This window comes from Brevibacterium sp. Lmc1 (genome assembly GCF_057654315.1).
The window spans coordinates 2,174,603-2,188,367 of sequence record NZ_CM172803.1 but is presented as its reverse complement, the minus strand read 5'-3'; the positions used below and the strand labels follow the sequence as shown (position 1 = coordinate 2,188,367).

The 13,765-nt window shown below is 65.8% G+C and carries 11 protein-coding genes; 7 read left to right on the top strand and 4 right to left on the bottom strand.

Going from position 1 to position 13,765, the window contains the following annotated elements:
• Nucleotides 1-30: 30 nt before the first annotated feature.
• The gene (locus AC239G_RS09830) at nt 31-582 is read right to left on the bottom strand and encodes a YbaK/EbsC family protein (protein WP_181270512.1); all 552 of its coding nucleotides are present in this window, start codon (nt 580-582) and stop codon (nt 31-33) included.
• Nucleotides 583-759: 177 nt separating this feature from the next.
• On the opposite strand from AC239G_RS09830, the gene AC239G_RS09825 reads away from it, so the two are divergent.
• Nucleotides 760-1,014, top strand: a complete 255-nt coding sequence (locus AC239G_RS09825; RefSeq protein WP_101544255.1) for a type B 50S ribosomal protein L31 — start codon at nt 760-762, stop codon at nt 1,012-1,014.
• Nucleotides 1,015-1,188: 174 nt separating this feature from the next.
• On the opposite strand, the gene thiD is transcribed toward AC239G_RS09825, so the two are convergent.
• The 3 genes from thiD to AC239G_RS09810 are packed head-to-tail and all read right to left on the bottom strand — an operon-like array spanning nt 1,189 to nt 3,221.
• The gene (gene thiD / locus AC239G_RS09820) at nt 1,189-2,013 is read right to left on the bottom strand and encodes a bifunctional hydroxymethylpyrimidine kinase/phosphomethylpyrimidine kinase (RefSeq protein ID WP_139908057.1); all 825 of its coding nucleotides are present in this window, start codon (nt 2,011-2,013) and stop codon (nt 1,189-1,191) included.
• Nucleotides 2,014-2,058: 45 nt separating this feature from the next.
• Nucleotides 2,059-2,523: a tRNA (cytidine(34)-2'-O)-methyltransferase gene (locus AC239G_RS09815; protein ID WP_181270511.1), complete on the bottom strand. Its 465-nt coding sequence runs from the start codon at nt 2,521-2,523 to the stop codon at nt 2,059-2,061.
• Nucleotides 2,524-2,543: 20 nt separating this feature from the next.
• Entirely contained in the window at nt 2,544-3,221 is a 678-nt protein-coding gene (locus AC239G_RS09810) for a class I SAM-dependent methyltransferase (RefSeq protein ID WP_181270510.1), read from the bottom strand.
• A gap of 234 nt (nt 3,222-3,455) precedes the next feature.
• On the opposite strand from AC239G_RS09810, the gene AC239G_RS09805 reads away from it, so the two are divergent.
• The 6 genes from AC239G_RS09805 (at nt 3,456) to metX (ending at nt 13,739) form a co-directional block, all read left to right on the top strand.
• Nucleotides 3,456-5,270 carry an HNH endonuclease signature motif containing protein gene (locus tag AC239G_RS09805; RefSeq protein WP_181270509.1) on the top strand — a complete coding sequence of 605 codons (1,815 nt, stop codon included), beginning with the start codon at nt 3,456-3,458 and terminating at the stop codon, nt 5,268-5,270.
• A 39-nt stretch (nt 5,271-5,309) separates the two neighbouring features.
• Entirely contained in the window at nt 5,310-6,080 is a 771-nt protein-coding gene (locus tag AC239G_RS09800; protein ID WP_229663927.1) for a P-loop NTPase family protein, read from the top strand.
• The gene (locus AC239G_RS09795; protein ID WP_487488760.1) at nt 6,070-7,695 is read left to right on the top strand and encodes a Y-family DNA polymerase; all 1,626 of its coding nucleotides are present in this window, start codon (nt 6,070-6,072) and stop codon (nt 7,693-7,695) included. Before AC239G_RS09800 ends, AC239G_RS09795 begins: the two co-directional genes overlap by 11 nt.
• A gap of 65 nt (nt 7,696-7,760) precedes the next feature.
• Entirely contained in the window at nt 7,761-11,207 is a 3,447-nt protein-coding gene (locus tag AC239G_RS09790; protein ID WP_139467256.1) for an error-prone DNA polymerase, read from the top strand.
• 173 nt (nt 11,208-11,380) lie between these two features.
• Complete coding sequence (locus AC239G_RS09785) at nt 11,381-12,703, top strand: O-acetylhomoserine aminocarboxypropyltransferase/cysteine synthase family protein (protein ID WP_139467255.1); 1,323 nt, start codon at nt 11,381-11,383, stop codon at nt 12,701-12,703.
• Between the two features lies 1 nt (nt 12,704).
• A complete protein-coding gene (gene metX / locus AC239G_RS09780; RefSeq protein WP_139467254.1) occupies nt 12,705-13,739 on the top strand; it encodes a homoserine O-acetyltransferase MetX in 1,035 nt (344 codons plus the stop codon).
• Nucleotides 13,740-13,765 lie beyond the last annotated feature (26 nt).

The window sequence follows — 13,765 nt, the reverse complement described above, 5'->3', positions numbered from 1 at the left end:
TGACGGACGGCGCGGGACCGAGCGCCACGGTCAGCCGATCTCGTTCGCGAGATCCTCGATCACCTCGGCGCCGGGCAGGGACGCGAGTGCGGATCCGGAGAGGAGCAGCTTGGAGCCGCGGATACCGGAACCGATGATGAGTTCGTCGGCCTCCGCAACGCGGGAGTCGATGAGCACCCGATAATTCTCCGGCAGGCCGATCGGTCCGATGCCGCCGTACTCCATCCCCGATTCGTTCACGGCGCGTTCGAGCGGCAGGAACGAGGCCTTGCGGACATCGAGGAGCTTCTTGACCCGCTTGTTGACGTCGGCGCGGGTGTTCGCCAGCACCATGCAGGCGGCGATCCGCTCCTCGCCGCCCCGCGAGCCGGCGACGAGAACGCAGTTCGCCGAGGTCGCCGGAGGCAGATCCGTGGCATCGAGGAGAGCAGCGGTATCGGCGATCTGCGGATCGATATCGAAGACGTCGACTTCGCCGGATACCGCGGACAAGGCGGTGGCCGTCGATTCGGCCATGAGTTCGGGGGCGGTGGCGGCGGGTCGGAGAGTGAACTGAGCGGAGAGGCGTTCCTTCGTGGTCATGGCCACAGTTTAGGAGATCCGTGTCGAATCGCTTTGTCCGGGCCCATCAGTTAGAATCGATTGTCGCTCCGTGTCCGGTTCCTACGGTTCGGAGTGTGTCCAGCAGACGAATTCGGGCACTGGCAGATGAGTTCAACTCATATCAGGCGCCTGAAAGAATTCAGCAGAGGTAAGAAAATGAAGAAGGACATCCACCCGGAATACGCACCGATCGTATTCAACGATCTGGCTTCCGGCACCAAGTTCCTCACCCGCTCCACCGCTAAGAGCGAGAAGACCATCGAGTGGGAAGACGGCAACACCTACCCCGTGATCGACGTCGAGATCTCGTCCGCTTCGCACCCGTTCTACACGGGCAAGCAGCGCATCCTCGACTCCGCCGGCCGCGTGGAGAAGTTCAAGGACCGCTACAAGGGCTTCGGCAAGCGCTGATCTCGGGCGTTCCAACAGCTTAATTCAGATTGCCCCGCACACCGATCAGGTGTGCGGGGCAATCTGCTGTCTGCGGGCCGCAGTGTCCGTTACGACAGTTCTGTCCGTTACGACGGCTCCGCGGAACCGTGCCAGGGTTGCGTCCCCGCGGGGACGCAACCCTGGCAACAGTGATCAGTCGACGGTGACTGAGACCTCGGAGGAGGGACTCACCCGTGCCGCCGGATGGTAGAGCGAAGCGACGCCGGTGGCATTGTCGAGGCAGTTCGCGATTCCGTGAGCGACCTTCTCCTTGGCGGAGACGACAGCGTCCTTGATGTCGAGACCGGTGGCGATTCCTGCCGCGATCGAGGAGGCGAAGGAGCATCCTGCGCCGTTGACGAGCTTGTTGTTGACCTTGCGCGAGCGCAGAGTCGTCACGGTCTCACCGTCGAAGAGGATGTCGATGGCATCGTCCCCGGCGAGACGGGCTCCGCCCTTGACGACGACGTTCTTCGCGCCCTGCCCGTGGATGATCTTCGCGGCCTCGACCATGCCCTCGACGGAGTCGATGGGGACGACCCCGGCCAGGGTCGCGGCCTCTTCGAGGTTCGGGGTGACGACGGTGGCCAGAGGCACGAGGTTCTCGACGAAGAGATCCTTGAGATCGACCATGGTGCCTGCGCCCTTGCACACGAGCACAGGATCGAAGACGTACGGCAGATCATTGGTCTTCAGCTCTTCGGCGAGGACCAGTGCCGAGTCGACGGAGCCGAGCATGCCGGACTTGATGGCGGTGAACTCGTGCACGGCCAGCGTCGATTCGAGCTGACGGGTGACGACCTCGGGCTCGATGAACTCGAGGACATGGGCGAATCCGTCATCGGGATCGAAAGTGACGATGCAGGTGACGACGGCAGTGCCGAAGGCCCCGTATTCGTCGAACATCTTCAGATCGGCTTCGAGTCCGGCTCCTCCGGAGACATCGGATCCGGCGACAGTGAGCACCTTTGCGGTCATAGTGGTCCTTTCAGGTAAAGCGTTCGCGAAGAAGTCTACGCGGGTTCAGGCCCCTGCGTAGCCGTGTTGACGCCAGGCTTCGTAGATGGCGATGGATGCCGAATTCGCCAGGTTGAGCGAACGGCGTGCCGGAAGCATCGGAATCCGCACGGTCATATCCACGTGCTCGTCGTTGACGACTTCGTCGGGCAGTCCTGTCGACTCGCGTCCGAAGACGAGGACATCACCGTCTTGGTAGTCCACATCGGCGAAGGAATTGTCCGTATGCGTGCTGAACGCGATCACCCGACGTTCGCCGAGGTGGCCCCAGAGTTCGTCGATCGAAGGATGGACGGTGACATGGGCGAGGTCGTGATAGTCGAGACCGGCTCGGCGCAGCTTCGCGTCGGAGAGGTCGAAGCCGAGGGGCTCGACGAGATGCAGATGGGCTCCGGTGACCGCGGCGAGCCGGATGGCGTTTCCGGTGTTGCCGGGGATCTCGGGAGTGTGGAAGACGATGTCGATGTTCATATCACCCTCATCTTCTCACCTCAGAGGCCGGCCTTACGAACGAGGAGGTACCCCTGCCTGGTCGCCTCCGGGAAGCGACCGGTCCGGTCGGGTTCGCGTTCGAGGCGGGAGGCAGGAATGAAGCCGTGCGGTTCGAGCGCGGTGATCACGTCATCGATCGAGCGGCGGTGGAAGTCGAGATCGACGTCGAAGCCGGCGAGATCGGAGAAGTGATCAACCCGGTCCCCGAGCTGGAACGCCAACTGGAACCAACCGCCCGGACGCAGGACACGGGCCGCCTCGGCGAAGGTGAGGACAAGCTCATCGTCCGGGACGTGGATCGTCGAGTACCAGGCGACGAGACCGGAGAAGGACTCAGCGGCATAGGGCAGGGCGGTCATCGACCCGACGTCGAACTGATGCGTCGGATAGAGGCCCTGAGCGAGTTCGATCATGGCAGGGGAGAGGTCGAGTCCGCGCGGCTCGAGCCCGAGGGCGGCGAGGAACGTGGTGATGCGACCGGGCCCGCAGCCCAGGTCGAGGACCTCCGCTGAGCCGGTGCCGAGGACGAGCTCGGAGAAGGCCCCGAGGACGGCACGGTCATGCGGTTTGGCGGTGAGCTCATCGGCGACCCATTCCGTGTAGGTCCGGGCGATCGCATCATAGGAATCACGCGTGGCCGCTTCGCGGGCCGAACTGCCGTTTGTGCCGTCGGTCATGACGCCACCCTACCCGGACGCACTGACACGAGCGCGTCGACGGGAGCAGGTTGCGGTGGCTTCGGCAAGTGTGCAGCCATCACCAGCAGAAACGAAAATGAATCGAAGATAATCAATGAATAATCAGTTCGGCTTGCATTAGAGGGAATTCTCGTGTCAGTGCCGAGTTCTAGAGTGGGAGCACGGTCGGTGGTCATGGGGGCTGCGGGGCCGAACGGCACGAGGAGGGACGCCATGCACGACGAAGATCAGGTCGATCCGTGGGGCGAGGACATGGAATGGGAAAGACGTGTGAGGGAAGCGGCCGTGGCCTCGGCAAGCCAGAGCGGAATTCCGTCCGCTCAGGCATGGGCAGGCTCGGGACCGTGGGGCAGGGGACAGCAGAACACGGCTCGGTGGGATGAGGCAGGAGCGAGTTCGGCTGCACAGGAATCGACGCGACCGCGCGCAGCCGAGACCGCGGAGCTCGAGCGATTGAGCGTGGATCCGAAGGACTATGGAGGGGCTGACGCCGATGTGGACCCCAGCACCCTCACCTGTGAGCAGATCGTGACGGATATCCGGCGCAGCATCTCATGCATCTCCTTCTGCCATGCCCGCGTCATCACCCTCATCGACGAGGTCGAGAGGCGGGGATTGTGGGCGGAATGGGTCGGTGTGAAGACCCTGACCGAGTGGGTGATGCATGTGGCGTCGGTGAGCATGCACACGGCTCGCGAGTATGTGCGCGTGATGAGGGCTCTGCGGGACATGCCGAAAGTGAAGAAGAGTCTGGCGGGCGGTGATATCAGCTTCTCAAAGGTGAGGGAAGTGACCCGACTGGGGGAGCGGATCGGCGACGATGAGGCGCTGCGTCTGGCCACCCTCGCCACCGGCAGCCAGATCAGCCGGATCTCGCAGAACTACCAGCAGCTGGCCGACAAGATCGACAACGGCCCGTTCCCTCTGTACCTGGCTCAGGACAGTGTGAGCATGCGTCAGGTGGCACCCGGTCGGACCCGGATCACGATCGAACTCGAGGAAGACGACGCCGCAGAGATCGCCGCGATGCTCGACGCCGCCCGCCAGGTTCTCGAACGTCCCGTCCATGATGGCGGTTCCGATGGGGATGGGGCTGCGGGCGAGGGTGGCAAAGCGGACGAGGCTCCTTATGAGCCGGTCTCCCAGGTCATGTGCCTGATGGAGATCATCCACGCCTTCCCTCGTGCCGAGCCCACGGGTTCGATCGACGCCGATCGTGCCCGACTGCTCGTTCATGCCTCCGCAGAGGTGATCACCCGCAGCGGCGCCACGATGGAAGCCGCGCCCGCGTTCAAGCCCCCTCTGCTCAGCATCCCCGCAAAGCCGACCGCCGTCTGCGTCCCCGCGGGGACGGAAGGCGAACCGGACGGTCCGGCAGGAGTCGAGGGAAACGTTCCCGCGGGGACGTCGAGCGGAGGCGCGGATACGACCTGCCGGATCGAAGGGTTCGGCGGCATCACTGCGGCGACGGCGGAGCGCCTGAGCTGTGAGGCGCTGATCAGCGGGGCGATCAAGGATGCCGGAGGTGACGTCCTCATGCTCGGGCGCTCGAAGCGTCTGGTGAGCAGACGACAGCGAATGGCGCTGAGTGTGCGTGATGTCTGCTGCCAATTCCCCGGCTGTCGCGCCCGCAGGCGATGCGATGCCCACCATATCCGCCCCTGGTCGCAGGGCGGGAGGACCGATATGGACAATCTCATCCTGCTCTGTCGCAGACATCACACCGTGGTGCACAAATACCAGCTGCGCATCGAACGCACCGGAGCGGACTTCGCTGGAGCGATGCGCGGTCCCGCCGCCTTTGCCTTCTACTTGCCCGACGGCTCCCAGCTGCTTCCTCTGGAAAGCCGGATGAGGGGACGGATGATGTTCAACACGGCGGTTCGCGTTGCCAAGGTCAGGCAGATCACGAAAGCGGCCGATCCCGGCACTGTCGGCGGCGGTTACGGCTTTGACCTCGGCCTCTGTATCGCATGGATGTTCGAAGCCGAATGGCGACACGCCCGGGAAAGCAAAGCTGTTGTCTGAATCTTGCCAATTTAGAACACCAGTTCGATAATGGATGTCATGTCAACAGCACCGGTCATCGAACAGCTCAGTCGGGAGACGGGGATCTCCACGGCTGCGGCACTGTTCGACAAGATCCCACCTCATCCGGTGGATCCTGTGCTCTCTCCGCTGTTCCGTCGCGGCGGTCTGCCGCGTGGGGAACTCGTCACTGTCACCGGTGACCTGTCGCTGAGCTGCGGCCTGGCGACGATCGCTGCGGCGACCCGGGAGCAGAAGTGGTGTGCCGGCATCGGGCTCGGCGAACCGTCCGTGTCCTCGATCGCCGACCTCGGTGTCGATCTCGACCATTTCGTCAACCTCGCGACCCCTGGTGAGGACTGGCTGCGAGTGGCTTCGATCCTCATCGAATCCTTCGACATCATCCTCGTCGACCCCGGCTTCGCCCCGAGTGCTTCGGAACGGGCCCGACTCCTGGCGAAGATCCGTGAACGACGAATGAGCCTCATCAGCCTCCGACCTCTTTCCGGCAGTACGGAGCAGATCGAGATCACCGACACCCGCTGGTCGGGTGCCGAACACGGTCACGGCCGTCTGCAGTCCTGCCTCGTCCGCGCTCGTTCACAGACGGGAACCCACCGGTTCCTGCTGCCGGGACCGTCAGGAACTCCCGCCAGCGTCCCCGCGGGGACGCTGGAAGTGGTGGCAGACGGCGGAGCGTCCAAGGCCCCGACAACGGATCTGGGCACAGATCCGGCCACGGGCACGGACGACGATCCTCGGTGGTCGACGATCAGACAGCTGCGGCAGGTGATCAGCCATGTCGGATGAGTCCGGCCGCACCCTCGTGCTCACTGTTCCCGACTGGCCGGCGGTGGCCGCAGCGGTCGAACACGACATCGCACCGGGCCGCCCTGTCGCGGTCCTCCACGCCGGCAAGGTCATCGCCGCCGATGCTCCGGCCCGTGCCGCCGGAATCACCGCCGGGAACAACAAACGCGCCGTGGGATACCGCTGTCCGGAAGCCCACATCGCGGTCTGGGACGAAGAGGCCGACAACCGACATTTCAGTGCCGGCGTCGGTGCCCTCGACAACCTCGTCGCCAGGTTCACCCTGCTCAGCCCGGGAACATTGGCGATCCCTCTCGACTCGCTCAGACACGGCTACGCCGACGAAGCCGATGCGGTCGAGACACTGGTCTCGGCGCTTGTCGATGACACCGGATGGGAGTTCTTCCCCGGGATCGCGGACACCGTCTTCGCCGCGGTCCTCGCCGCCGGACAGGCGCGCCGCGTCGAACCCGGACAGACCGTGGACTTCCTCTCCGCCCAGCCGATCACCACCCTGGAATACGCCGGCGCCGAGGCGACCGCGCTGATCGAGGTCTTCCTGCAGCTGGGGCTGCGCACCCTCGGTGACCTCGCCCGCCTCGCGACCCAAGACGTGAACGCACGCTTCGGCGCCTTCGGTCGGCATCTGCACGACCTGGCCTCCGGGCGGGCAGGAGCCCCGCTCGCCGATCATGTCCGCGGCGAACAGCTCGACGTCGAACTCGACCTCGATGCCCCGACGACCCGCAGCGACACCCTCGGCTTCCTCGCCCGCCAGCTCGGTGCCGACCTGTTGGCCAAGGTGCGCAGACAGGGGCTGGTCTGCACCCAGATCACGATCGAACTCGATGCCGCGGGCGGCCAGTCCTCGTCCCGGACCTGGCGGATCGAGGACATGCAGGAGAACGCGATCGCCGACCGCCTGCGGTGGCAGGCCGAAGGCTGGCTGGCGGGAGTGGGCCGGGGTTCGCCTCCGGGACAGAATCCCCGCACGGCACAGCCTGACCCGCAGGAACTCGACATCGTCGACGAGCCGGCACCCGACGCCGAGGACTTCTCCGAGGATGGCATCATCGCGCTGCGCCTCATCGCGGCCGAACTGACCACCCCGATCGGTGCCACACGCAGCCTGTTCGACGAGAACACCGGGCAGATCACCCATACGCTCGAGCGTCTGCAGGGACTGTTCGGTCCCGATGCCGTCCTGGTTCCGGGCATCCAAGGCGGGTGGGACCCGGCAGAGACGAACCTGTGGACCCCGTGGCAGCAGGCGGCCGTCCCCGAACGCAGCCCTGCCGCTCCCTGGCCCGGTGCTCTGCACGCACCCCGTCCGACGACGGTCGAACACTCCGCCGTCGACGTGCTCGCCGCGGACGGCTCACCGGTGGAAGCACGCCCCTCGGGTCTGGGTGCGGCCCCGGCGACGATCAGATTCCCCACCGGGCAGACCGAGACCATCACCGACTACTCCGGTTCCTGGCCCATCGAATCCGGATGGTGGGACCCGAACCGAGCCGTCTACCGCACCCGGCTGCAGGTGGTCACCGATGCCGGCCGTGCCCTTCTGCTGAGCAAAGAGCACGGTCAGTGGTACCTCACCGGCCGTTACCGCTGACCGGCAACCTGCCGACCAACGACCCCAGCCGAGAGAACGACCCCACTTGAGAGGAGGAGATCCCGATGGGATTCTCTAACCCGCGCACACCGTGGTCGAAGCTGGCGCGCCGCCTCGAAGGCAAGGACATCCCGTCCTCCCCGGCGGACAAACAGCCTGCTGGCGAGAACCCGGCAGGAACACAGCCTGTCGACAAGCACGCCGACGGCTCCGACGCCCCTGCGTTCTCCCGTCCCGACCGCTACCAAGTCTCGGTCGGCCCCGGCGGTTCGGACGGACGCAGCCGTTATCAGGAGCCGACAGGCGCCGGCAGCGCTCAGGGGCCGAACCACGGACCGGGACTGCTGCGGAAGCAGGTCGACTGGGCGGAGCTGCATGTGCATTCCCAGTTCAGCTTCCTCGACGGAGCCTCCGACCCCGAGGAGCTCGTCGCCGCCGGTGCCGCCGCCGGGCTGAGCTCCCTGGCGCTGACCGACCACAACGGACTCTACGGAGCCGTCCGCTTCGCCCATGCCGCCGCCGAGGTGGGGCTGGACACCGTGTTCGGCTCCGAGCTGTCCGTGGGATTGCAGGAGAAGATCCCCGGCCAGACCGATCCCGATGCCACCCACCTGCTCGTCCTCGCCCGCAGTGTCGAGGGCTACCACCAGCTCTCTCAGATCATCACCGAGGCGAACCTGCGCGGTGAGAAGAACCGTCCGCTCTTCGACCTCGAAGAACTCGCGGCCGAGGACGGAGACTGGATGATCCTCACCGGCTGTCGCAAAGGACCGCTGCGACGAGCGTTGGGCGACGATGACGGCGGGCTCAGCGCTCTGCGCGAACTCACCGCACTCTTCGGACCCGACCGGGTCGCCGTCGAACTCAGCCGGGACGGAACCCCGGATGACGACGAGAGGCTGCGCCACCTCGGCGATCTGGCCCAGCGGACGGGACTGCCGATCATCGCCAGCAACGCCGTCCACTTCGCCACCCGGGCCGAGTGGAAGTCGGCTCAGGTGCGTGCCTCGGTGCGGTCGCGGAAGCCCCTGGACGAACTGGCCGGATGGCTGCCGGCGACGGCGAGCGCACGCATCCACACCGGTGAGGAGATGCTCGCGCGATTCCCGCGGCAGGCTGTGGACAATGCGGTGCGGATCGGTCAGGACTGCTCCTTCGTCCTCTCCTCGGCCCGTCCCGACCTGCCGAAGGCGCCGATGCCCGATGAGACCGAGGGGGAGACGTATCTGCGTGGCCTCATCGCCGAACGCGGCCGCACCCGCTACGGATCCCGAGCAGAGCACCCGCGGGCCTGGGAGCAGCTGGACCGGGAGATGGACATGATCGCCCAACTGGGCTTCTGCGGCTACTTCCTCATCGTCTTCGACATCACCGAGTTCTGCCGCAATATGGGCATCTTCTGCCAAGGCCGGGGTTCGGCGGCGAACTCCGCGGTCTGCTACGTCCTCGGCATCACCGCCGTCGACGCCGTCAAACACGGACTGCTCTTCGACCGGTTCCTGTCCCCGGACCGCAAGGGGTACCCGGACATCGACATCGACATCGAATCCGGCCGCCGCGAAGAGGTCATCCAATACGTCTACGACCATTTCGGTCGTGACCGGGCCGCCCAGGTCGCCAATGTCATCACCTACCGTGCGAAATCGGCTATCCGGGACGCCGCCTTCAGCCTCGGCTATGCCCCCGGCCAGCAGGATGCGTTCTCGAAGTCGAGCAACCGGTGGTCGAGCCTGCCCGATGCCGAGGACTCACCGGTGCCCGCACCGGTGCTCAAGGTCGCCGAGGATCTGCTCGGCTCACCGCGCCATCTGGGCATCCACTCCGGCGGGATGATCCTGGCCGACCGTGCCATCGGTGAAGTCGTGCCGATCGAGAAGGCGACGATGGGCCACCGCACCGTCGTCCAATGGGACAAGGACGACTGCGCGGCCATGGACCTGGTCAAGTTCGACCTGCTCGGTCTGGGCATGCTCACCGCCCTGCACGAGATGGTCGGACTCGTCCACCGTCATACTGGGGTCCTCATCGACCGGGCGGAGATCGATGACGACGACGAAGCCGTCTACGAGATGCTCTGCCGTGCCGATGCGATCGGGGTCTTCCAGGTCGAATCCCGCGCCCAGCTGGCCACCCTGCCCCGGCTGCGCCCGGAGAAGTTCTACGACTTGGCCGTGCAGGTCGCCCTCATCCGACCGGGGCCGATCCAAGGCGGCTCCGTCCACCCCTATATCCGCCGACGGCAGGGTCTGGATGAGGTCGAATACCTCCACCCGCTGCTCGAGAAGTCCTTGGCCAAGACCTGCGGGGTCCCTCTGTTCCAAGAGCAGCTCATGCAGATGGCCATCGACGTCGGCGGGTTCACCGGGGCCGATGCCGACCGGCTGCGGCAGGCCATGGGCTCCCGTCGGTCGGAGAAGCGGATGGCCGAACTCGCCGAGAAGTTCCGTACCGGAGCCATGGAGCGCGGAGTCGACGCGGAGACCGCCGAGACGATCTTCTCCACCATCGCGGCCTTCGCGAACTACGGATTCCCCGAATCGCATGCCATCAGCTTCGCGAACCTCGTCTATCAGTCCGCCTGGTTCAAATACCATCACCACGCCGCCTTCACCGCCGGTCTGCTGCGCAGCCAGCCGATGGGCTTCTACTCCCCGCAGTCGCTCATCGCCGATGCCCGCCGGCACGGAGTGCCGATCCTGCCCGTCGACATCCGCCGGTCCCAGGCGGCCACGGACCTCGAACGGGTCGCAGAGGCCGGGGATGGGGACACCGCCTCAGCGGGGGAGGACAAGGACACGACCGCCTCGGCGGGGGAGCTGGGGATCCGCTTGGGGCTGGACACGGTCGCGCATGTCGGCTCCTTCGCCGAGGTGATCGTGACCGAACGCGAGATCGCTCCCTTCGCCTCGGTGGCGGACCTGGCCGAACGCACCGGCATCGGCAAGCAGGCCCTGGAATCGCTGGCCACGGCCGGGGCCCTGTCCGGATTCGACCTCGACCGACGGCAGGCCCTGTGGCTGGCCGGGGGAGTCGCCGGTGCCCATCCGGGGCTGCTGCCGGGAACGGCGAGCGTGGACTCGGCGCCGAGCCTGCCGACCATGGACGCCTTCGATACGACCTTGGCCGAACTCTTCTCCACCGGGATCACCGTCGACGGCTACCCCACGGAGATGATGCGCGAGACGCTGAGCGCCCGCGGATACTCATCGACCGCAGATGCAGCGCGTGCGGCGGACGGAACCCGGATGACGGTGGCCGCGATCGTCACCCATCGGCAGCGCCCGGCCACCGCCTCGGGGATCACCTTCATCAACCTCGAAGACGAATTCGGGATGCTCAACGTCGTAGCCACGGCCGGGCTGATGAAACGCTTCCGCACGGTCGCGACCTCCCGCAACGCCCTCGTCGTCACCGGACTCATCCAGCGCGGGGGAGACGTGGTCAGCCTCTACGCGCACAAACTCGTCCCCCTCGAGGTGCAGCTGCCGACGAAGGCGCGGAACTTCCGGTGATCGTCGGCACAGCACACGTGTGACAACTGCACGGCGCGGTGTGACGAAACATGACACACGATGACGCCAACATGACACACAGGCGGGTGCCAGCCGGCGAAGTCGATGACAGTAGACACATCACATCGCCTCAACCAGCGACACCGCCACCGCACTCATACAGGAGAGTCACCATGACCCAGGCATTCGAAACCCGTCAGATCCATGCCGGACAGGTTCCCGATCCGACCACCGGTTCGCGCGCCCTGCCCATCCACCAGACCACCTCGTTCGTGTTCAACGACGTCGACCACGCCGCAGCGCGCTTTGCGCTGACCGACGTCGGCCCCGTCTACAGCCGCCTGACGAACCCGACGAACGAGGTCGTCGAGAACCGCATCGCCGATCTCGAAGGCGGCGTCCACGCCGTCCTCACCGCCTCGGGCCAGTCCGCGGCATTCCTCGCGATCACGAACGTCGCCGGAGCCGGTGACCACATCGTGGCCAGCTCCAGCCTCTACGGCGGAACCGTCAACCTCCTCGACGTCACCCTGCGCAAGCTCGGCATCGAGACCACCTTCGTCAATGTCGACGACCATGAGGCGTGGAAGAACGCGATCCAGGACAACACGAAGCTCCTCTTCGGCGAGGTCGTGTCGAACCCGCGCTCAGACATCCTCGACATCGAGGCGATCGCCGGAATCGCTCACGATGCCGGTGTGCCGCTGATCGTCGACAACACCCTCGCCAGCCCCTACCTCGTGCGTCCGATCGAACACGGCGCCGACGTCGTGCTCCACTCGGCCACGAAGTACCTCGGCGGCCACGGCAACTCCGTTGCCGGTGTCCTCGTCGACAGCGGCAACTTCGACTACGGAGCACAGCCGGAGAAGTTCCCCGGCTTCAATGAACCCGACGCTTCCTACAACGGACTCGTCTTCGCTCGCGACCTCGGCGCCGACGGAGCTTTCGGAGTGAACGTGTCCTTCGGACTCAAGGCTCGCGTGCAGGGCCTGCGCGACCTCGGACCCTCGCTCAGTCCGACGAACGCATTCCTGCTGGCCCAGGGCATCGAGACCCTGAGCCTGCGCATCGAGCGCCACGTGGAGAACGCGAACAAGGTCGCCGCCTACCTCGAGGCTCACAGCCAGGTCGACCGCGTCGCCTACGCCGGACTCGAGTCGAGCCCCTGGAACGGACTGGCCAAGAAGTACCTGCCGAACGGCGTGGGTTCGGTGCTCGCCTTCGACATCGCCGGCGGATACGACGCCGCTGTGGCCTTCGTCGACGCCCTCGAACTGCACTCGCTGGTGGCGAACATCGGCGACGTCCGCTCGCTCGTCATCCACCCGGCCTCGACCACGCACGCTCAGCTCGACGAGGAAGCCCAGAAGGCGGCCGGAGTCAACCCGGCACTGGTCCGCCTGTCCGTGGGCATCGAAGGTGTCGACGACATCATCGGCGACCTCGACAAGGGCTTCGCGGCAGCTGCGGCGAAGGCGCAGACCGCGGCCTGAGATGACCACCCAGAGCACTTCCGTCGAACGGATCCTCGGCTTCGGCACGGACTCGGGACACACCTTCGGCACGGTCGAGATCGCCTATGAGACATTCGGCGCCCTCAACGCCGACCGGTCCAATGCGATCCTCATCGAGCATGCTCTGACCGGCGACACCCGCGTCACCGAATGGTGGGCGGGTGTCGTCGGGCCCGGGGAAGCCGTCGACACCGACAAGTACTTCGTGGTGTGTGCGAACTCCCTCGGAGGCTGCTCGGGAACGACCGGGCCGCAGTCGTCCTATGATGACGGTCTGGCCTACGGCTCCCGATTCCCTCGGGTCTCGATCCGCGACATGGCACGTCTGGAGCACAATCTCGCCCAGATCCTCGGCATCGACTCCTGGGTCGCCGTCATCGGCGGATCCATGGGTGGTGCGCGAGCGCTCGAGTTCGCTCTGTTGGACAGCCGGAAGGTCCGCAAATGTGCGGTCATCGCCGCACCGGCCTTCTGCGAAGCCGACCAGATCGCCTGGGCGATGATGCAGGAACGCGCGATCGAACTCGACGCCGACTACTACTCCGGAGACTATTCGGCCGTCGGCAGCTTCCCCAGTCATGGTCTCGGACTGGCCCGGCAGATCGCGCACCTGACGTATCGCAACGATGCCGATCTCAATGAACGCTTCTCCCGCCGCCTGCGTTCGGAGGACTACTACGAGGTGACCTCGTACCTGGACCATCAGGCCAAGAAGCTCACCGCCCGGTTCGATCCGCACAGCTATATCGTGCTCACACGTGCCCTGCGCGACCACGATGTGCGCCGAGGTCGCTCCTCCGACCTCACGGTGGCACTGGCCGACGCCTGCACCGACAACCTCGTGGTCTCCGTGTCCTCGGATCGGCTGTTCCCGCCGGAACAGGTGGGCATCCTCGCCGAGGCGCTGCCGGGGAGAGTGCGACACCACATCATCGACTCCCCGGTCGGTCACGACGGGTTCCTCACCGAGACAGAGAAGATCTCCGCGGTGCTCGCCGACTTCCTCGCCGACTGAGACCGTCGGGGCTGGCTGGTAGCGAG

Excerpts from the sequence above, each read along its gene's own strand:
- thiD (WP_139908057.1), bottom strand. The coding sequence starts at position 2,013 with ATGACCGCAAAGGTGCTCACTGTCGCCGGATCCGATGTCTCCGGAGGA.
- AC239G_RS09815 (WP_181270511.1), bottom strand. The coding sequence starts at position 2,523 with ATGAACATCGACATCGTCTTCCACACTCCCGAGATCCCCGGCAACACC.
- AC239G_RS09825 (WP_101544255.1), top strand. The coding sequence starts at position 760 with ATGAAGAAGGACATCCACCCGGAATACGCACCGATCGTATTCAACGAT.
- AC239G_RS09785 (WP_139467255.1), top strand. The coding sequence starts at position 11,381 with ATGACCCAGGCATTCGAAACCCGTCAGATCCATGCCGGACAGGTTCCC.
- AC239G_RS09830 (WP_181270512.1), bottom strand. The coding sequence starts at position 582 with ATGACCACGAAGGAACGCCTCTCCGCTCAGTTCACTCTCCGACCCGCC.
- AC239G_RS09795 (WP_487488760.1), top strand. The coding sequence starts at position 6,070 with ATGTCGGATGAGTCCGGCCGCACCCTCGTGCTCACTGTTCCCGACTGG.
- AC239G_RS09800 (WP_229663927.1), top strand. The coding sequence starts at position 5,310 with ATGTCAACAGCACCGGTCATCGAACAGCTCAGTCGGGAGACGGGGATC.
- AC239G_RS09790 (WP_139467256.1), top strand. The coding sequence starts at position 7,761 with ATGGGATTCTCTAACCCGCGCACACCGTGGTCGAAGCTGGCGCGCCGC.
- metX (WP_139467254.1), top strand. The coding sequence starts at position 12,705 with ATGACCACCCAGAGCACTTCCGTCGAACGGATCCTCGGCTTCGGCACG.
- AC239G_RS09810 (WP_181270510.1), bottom strand. The coding sequence starts at position 3,221 with ATGACCGACGGCACAAACGGCAGTTCGGCCCGCGAAGCGGCCACGCGT.
- AC239G_RS09805 (WP_181270509.1), top strand. The coding sequence starts at position 3,456 with ATGCACGACGAAGATCAGGTCGATCCGTGGGGCGAGGACATGGAATGG.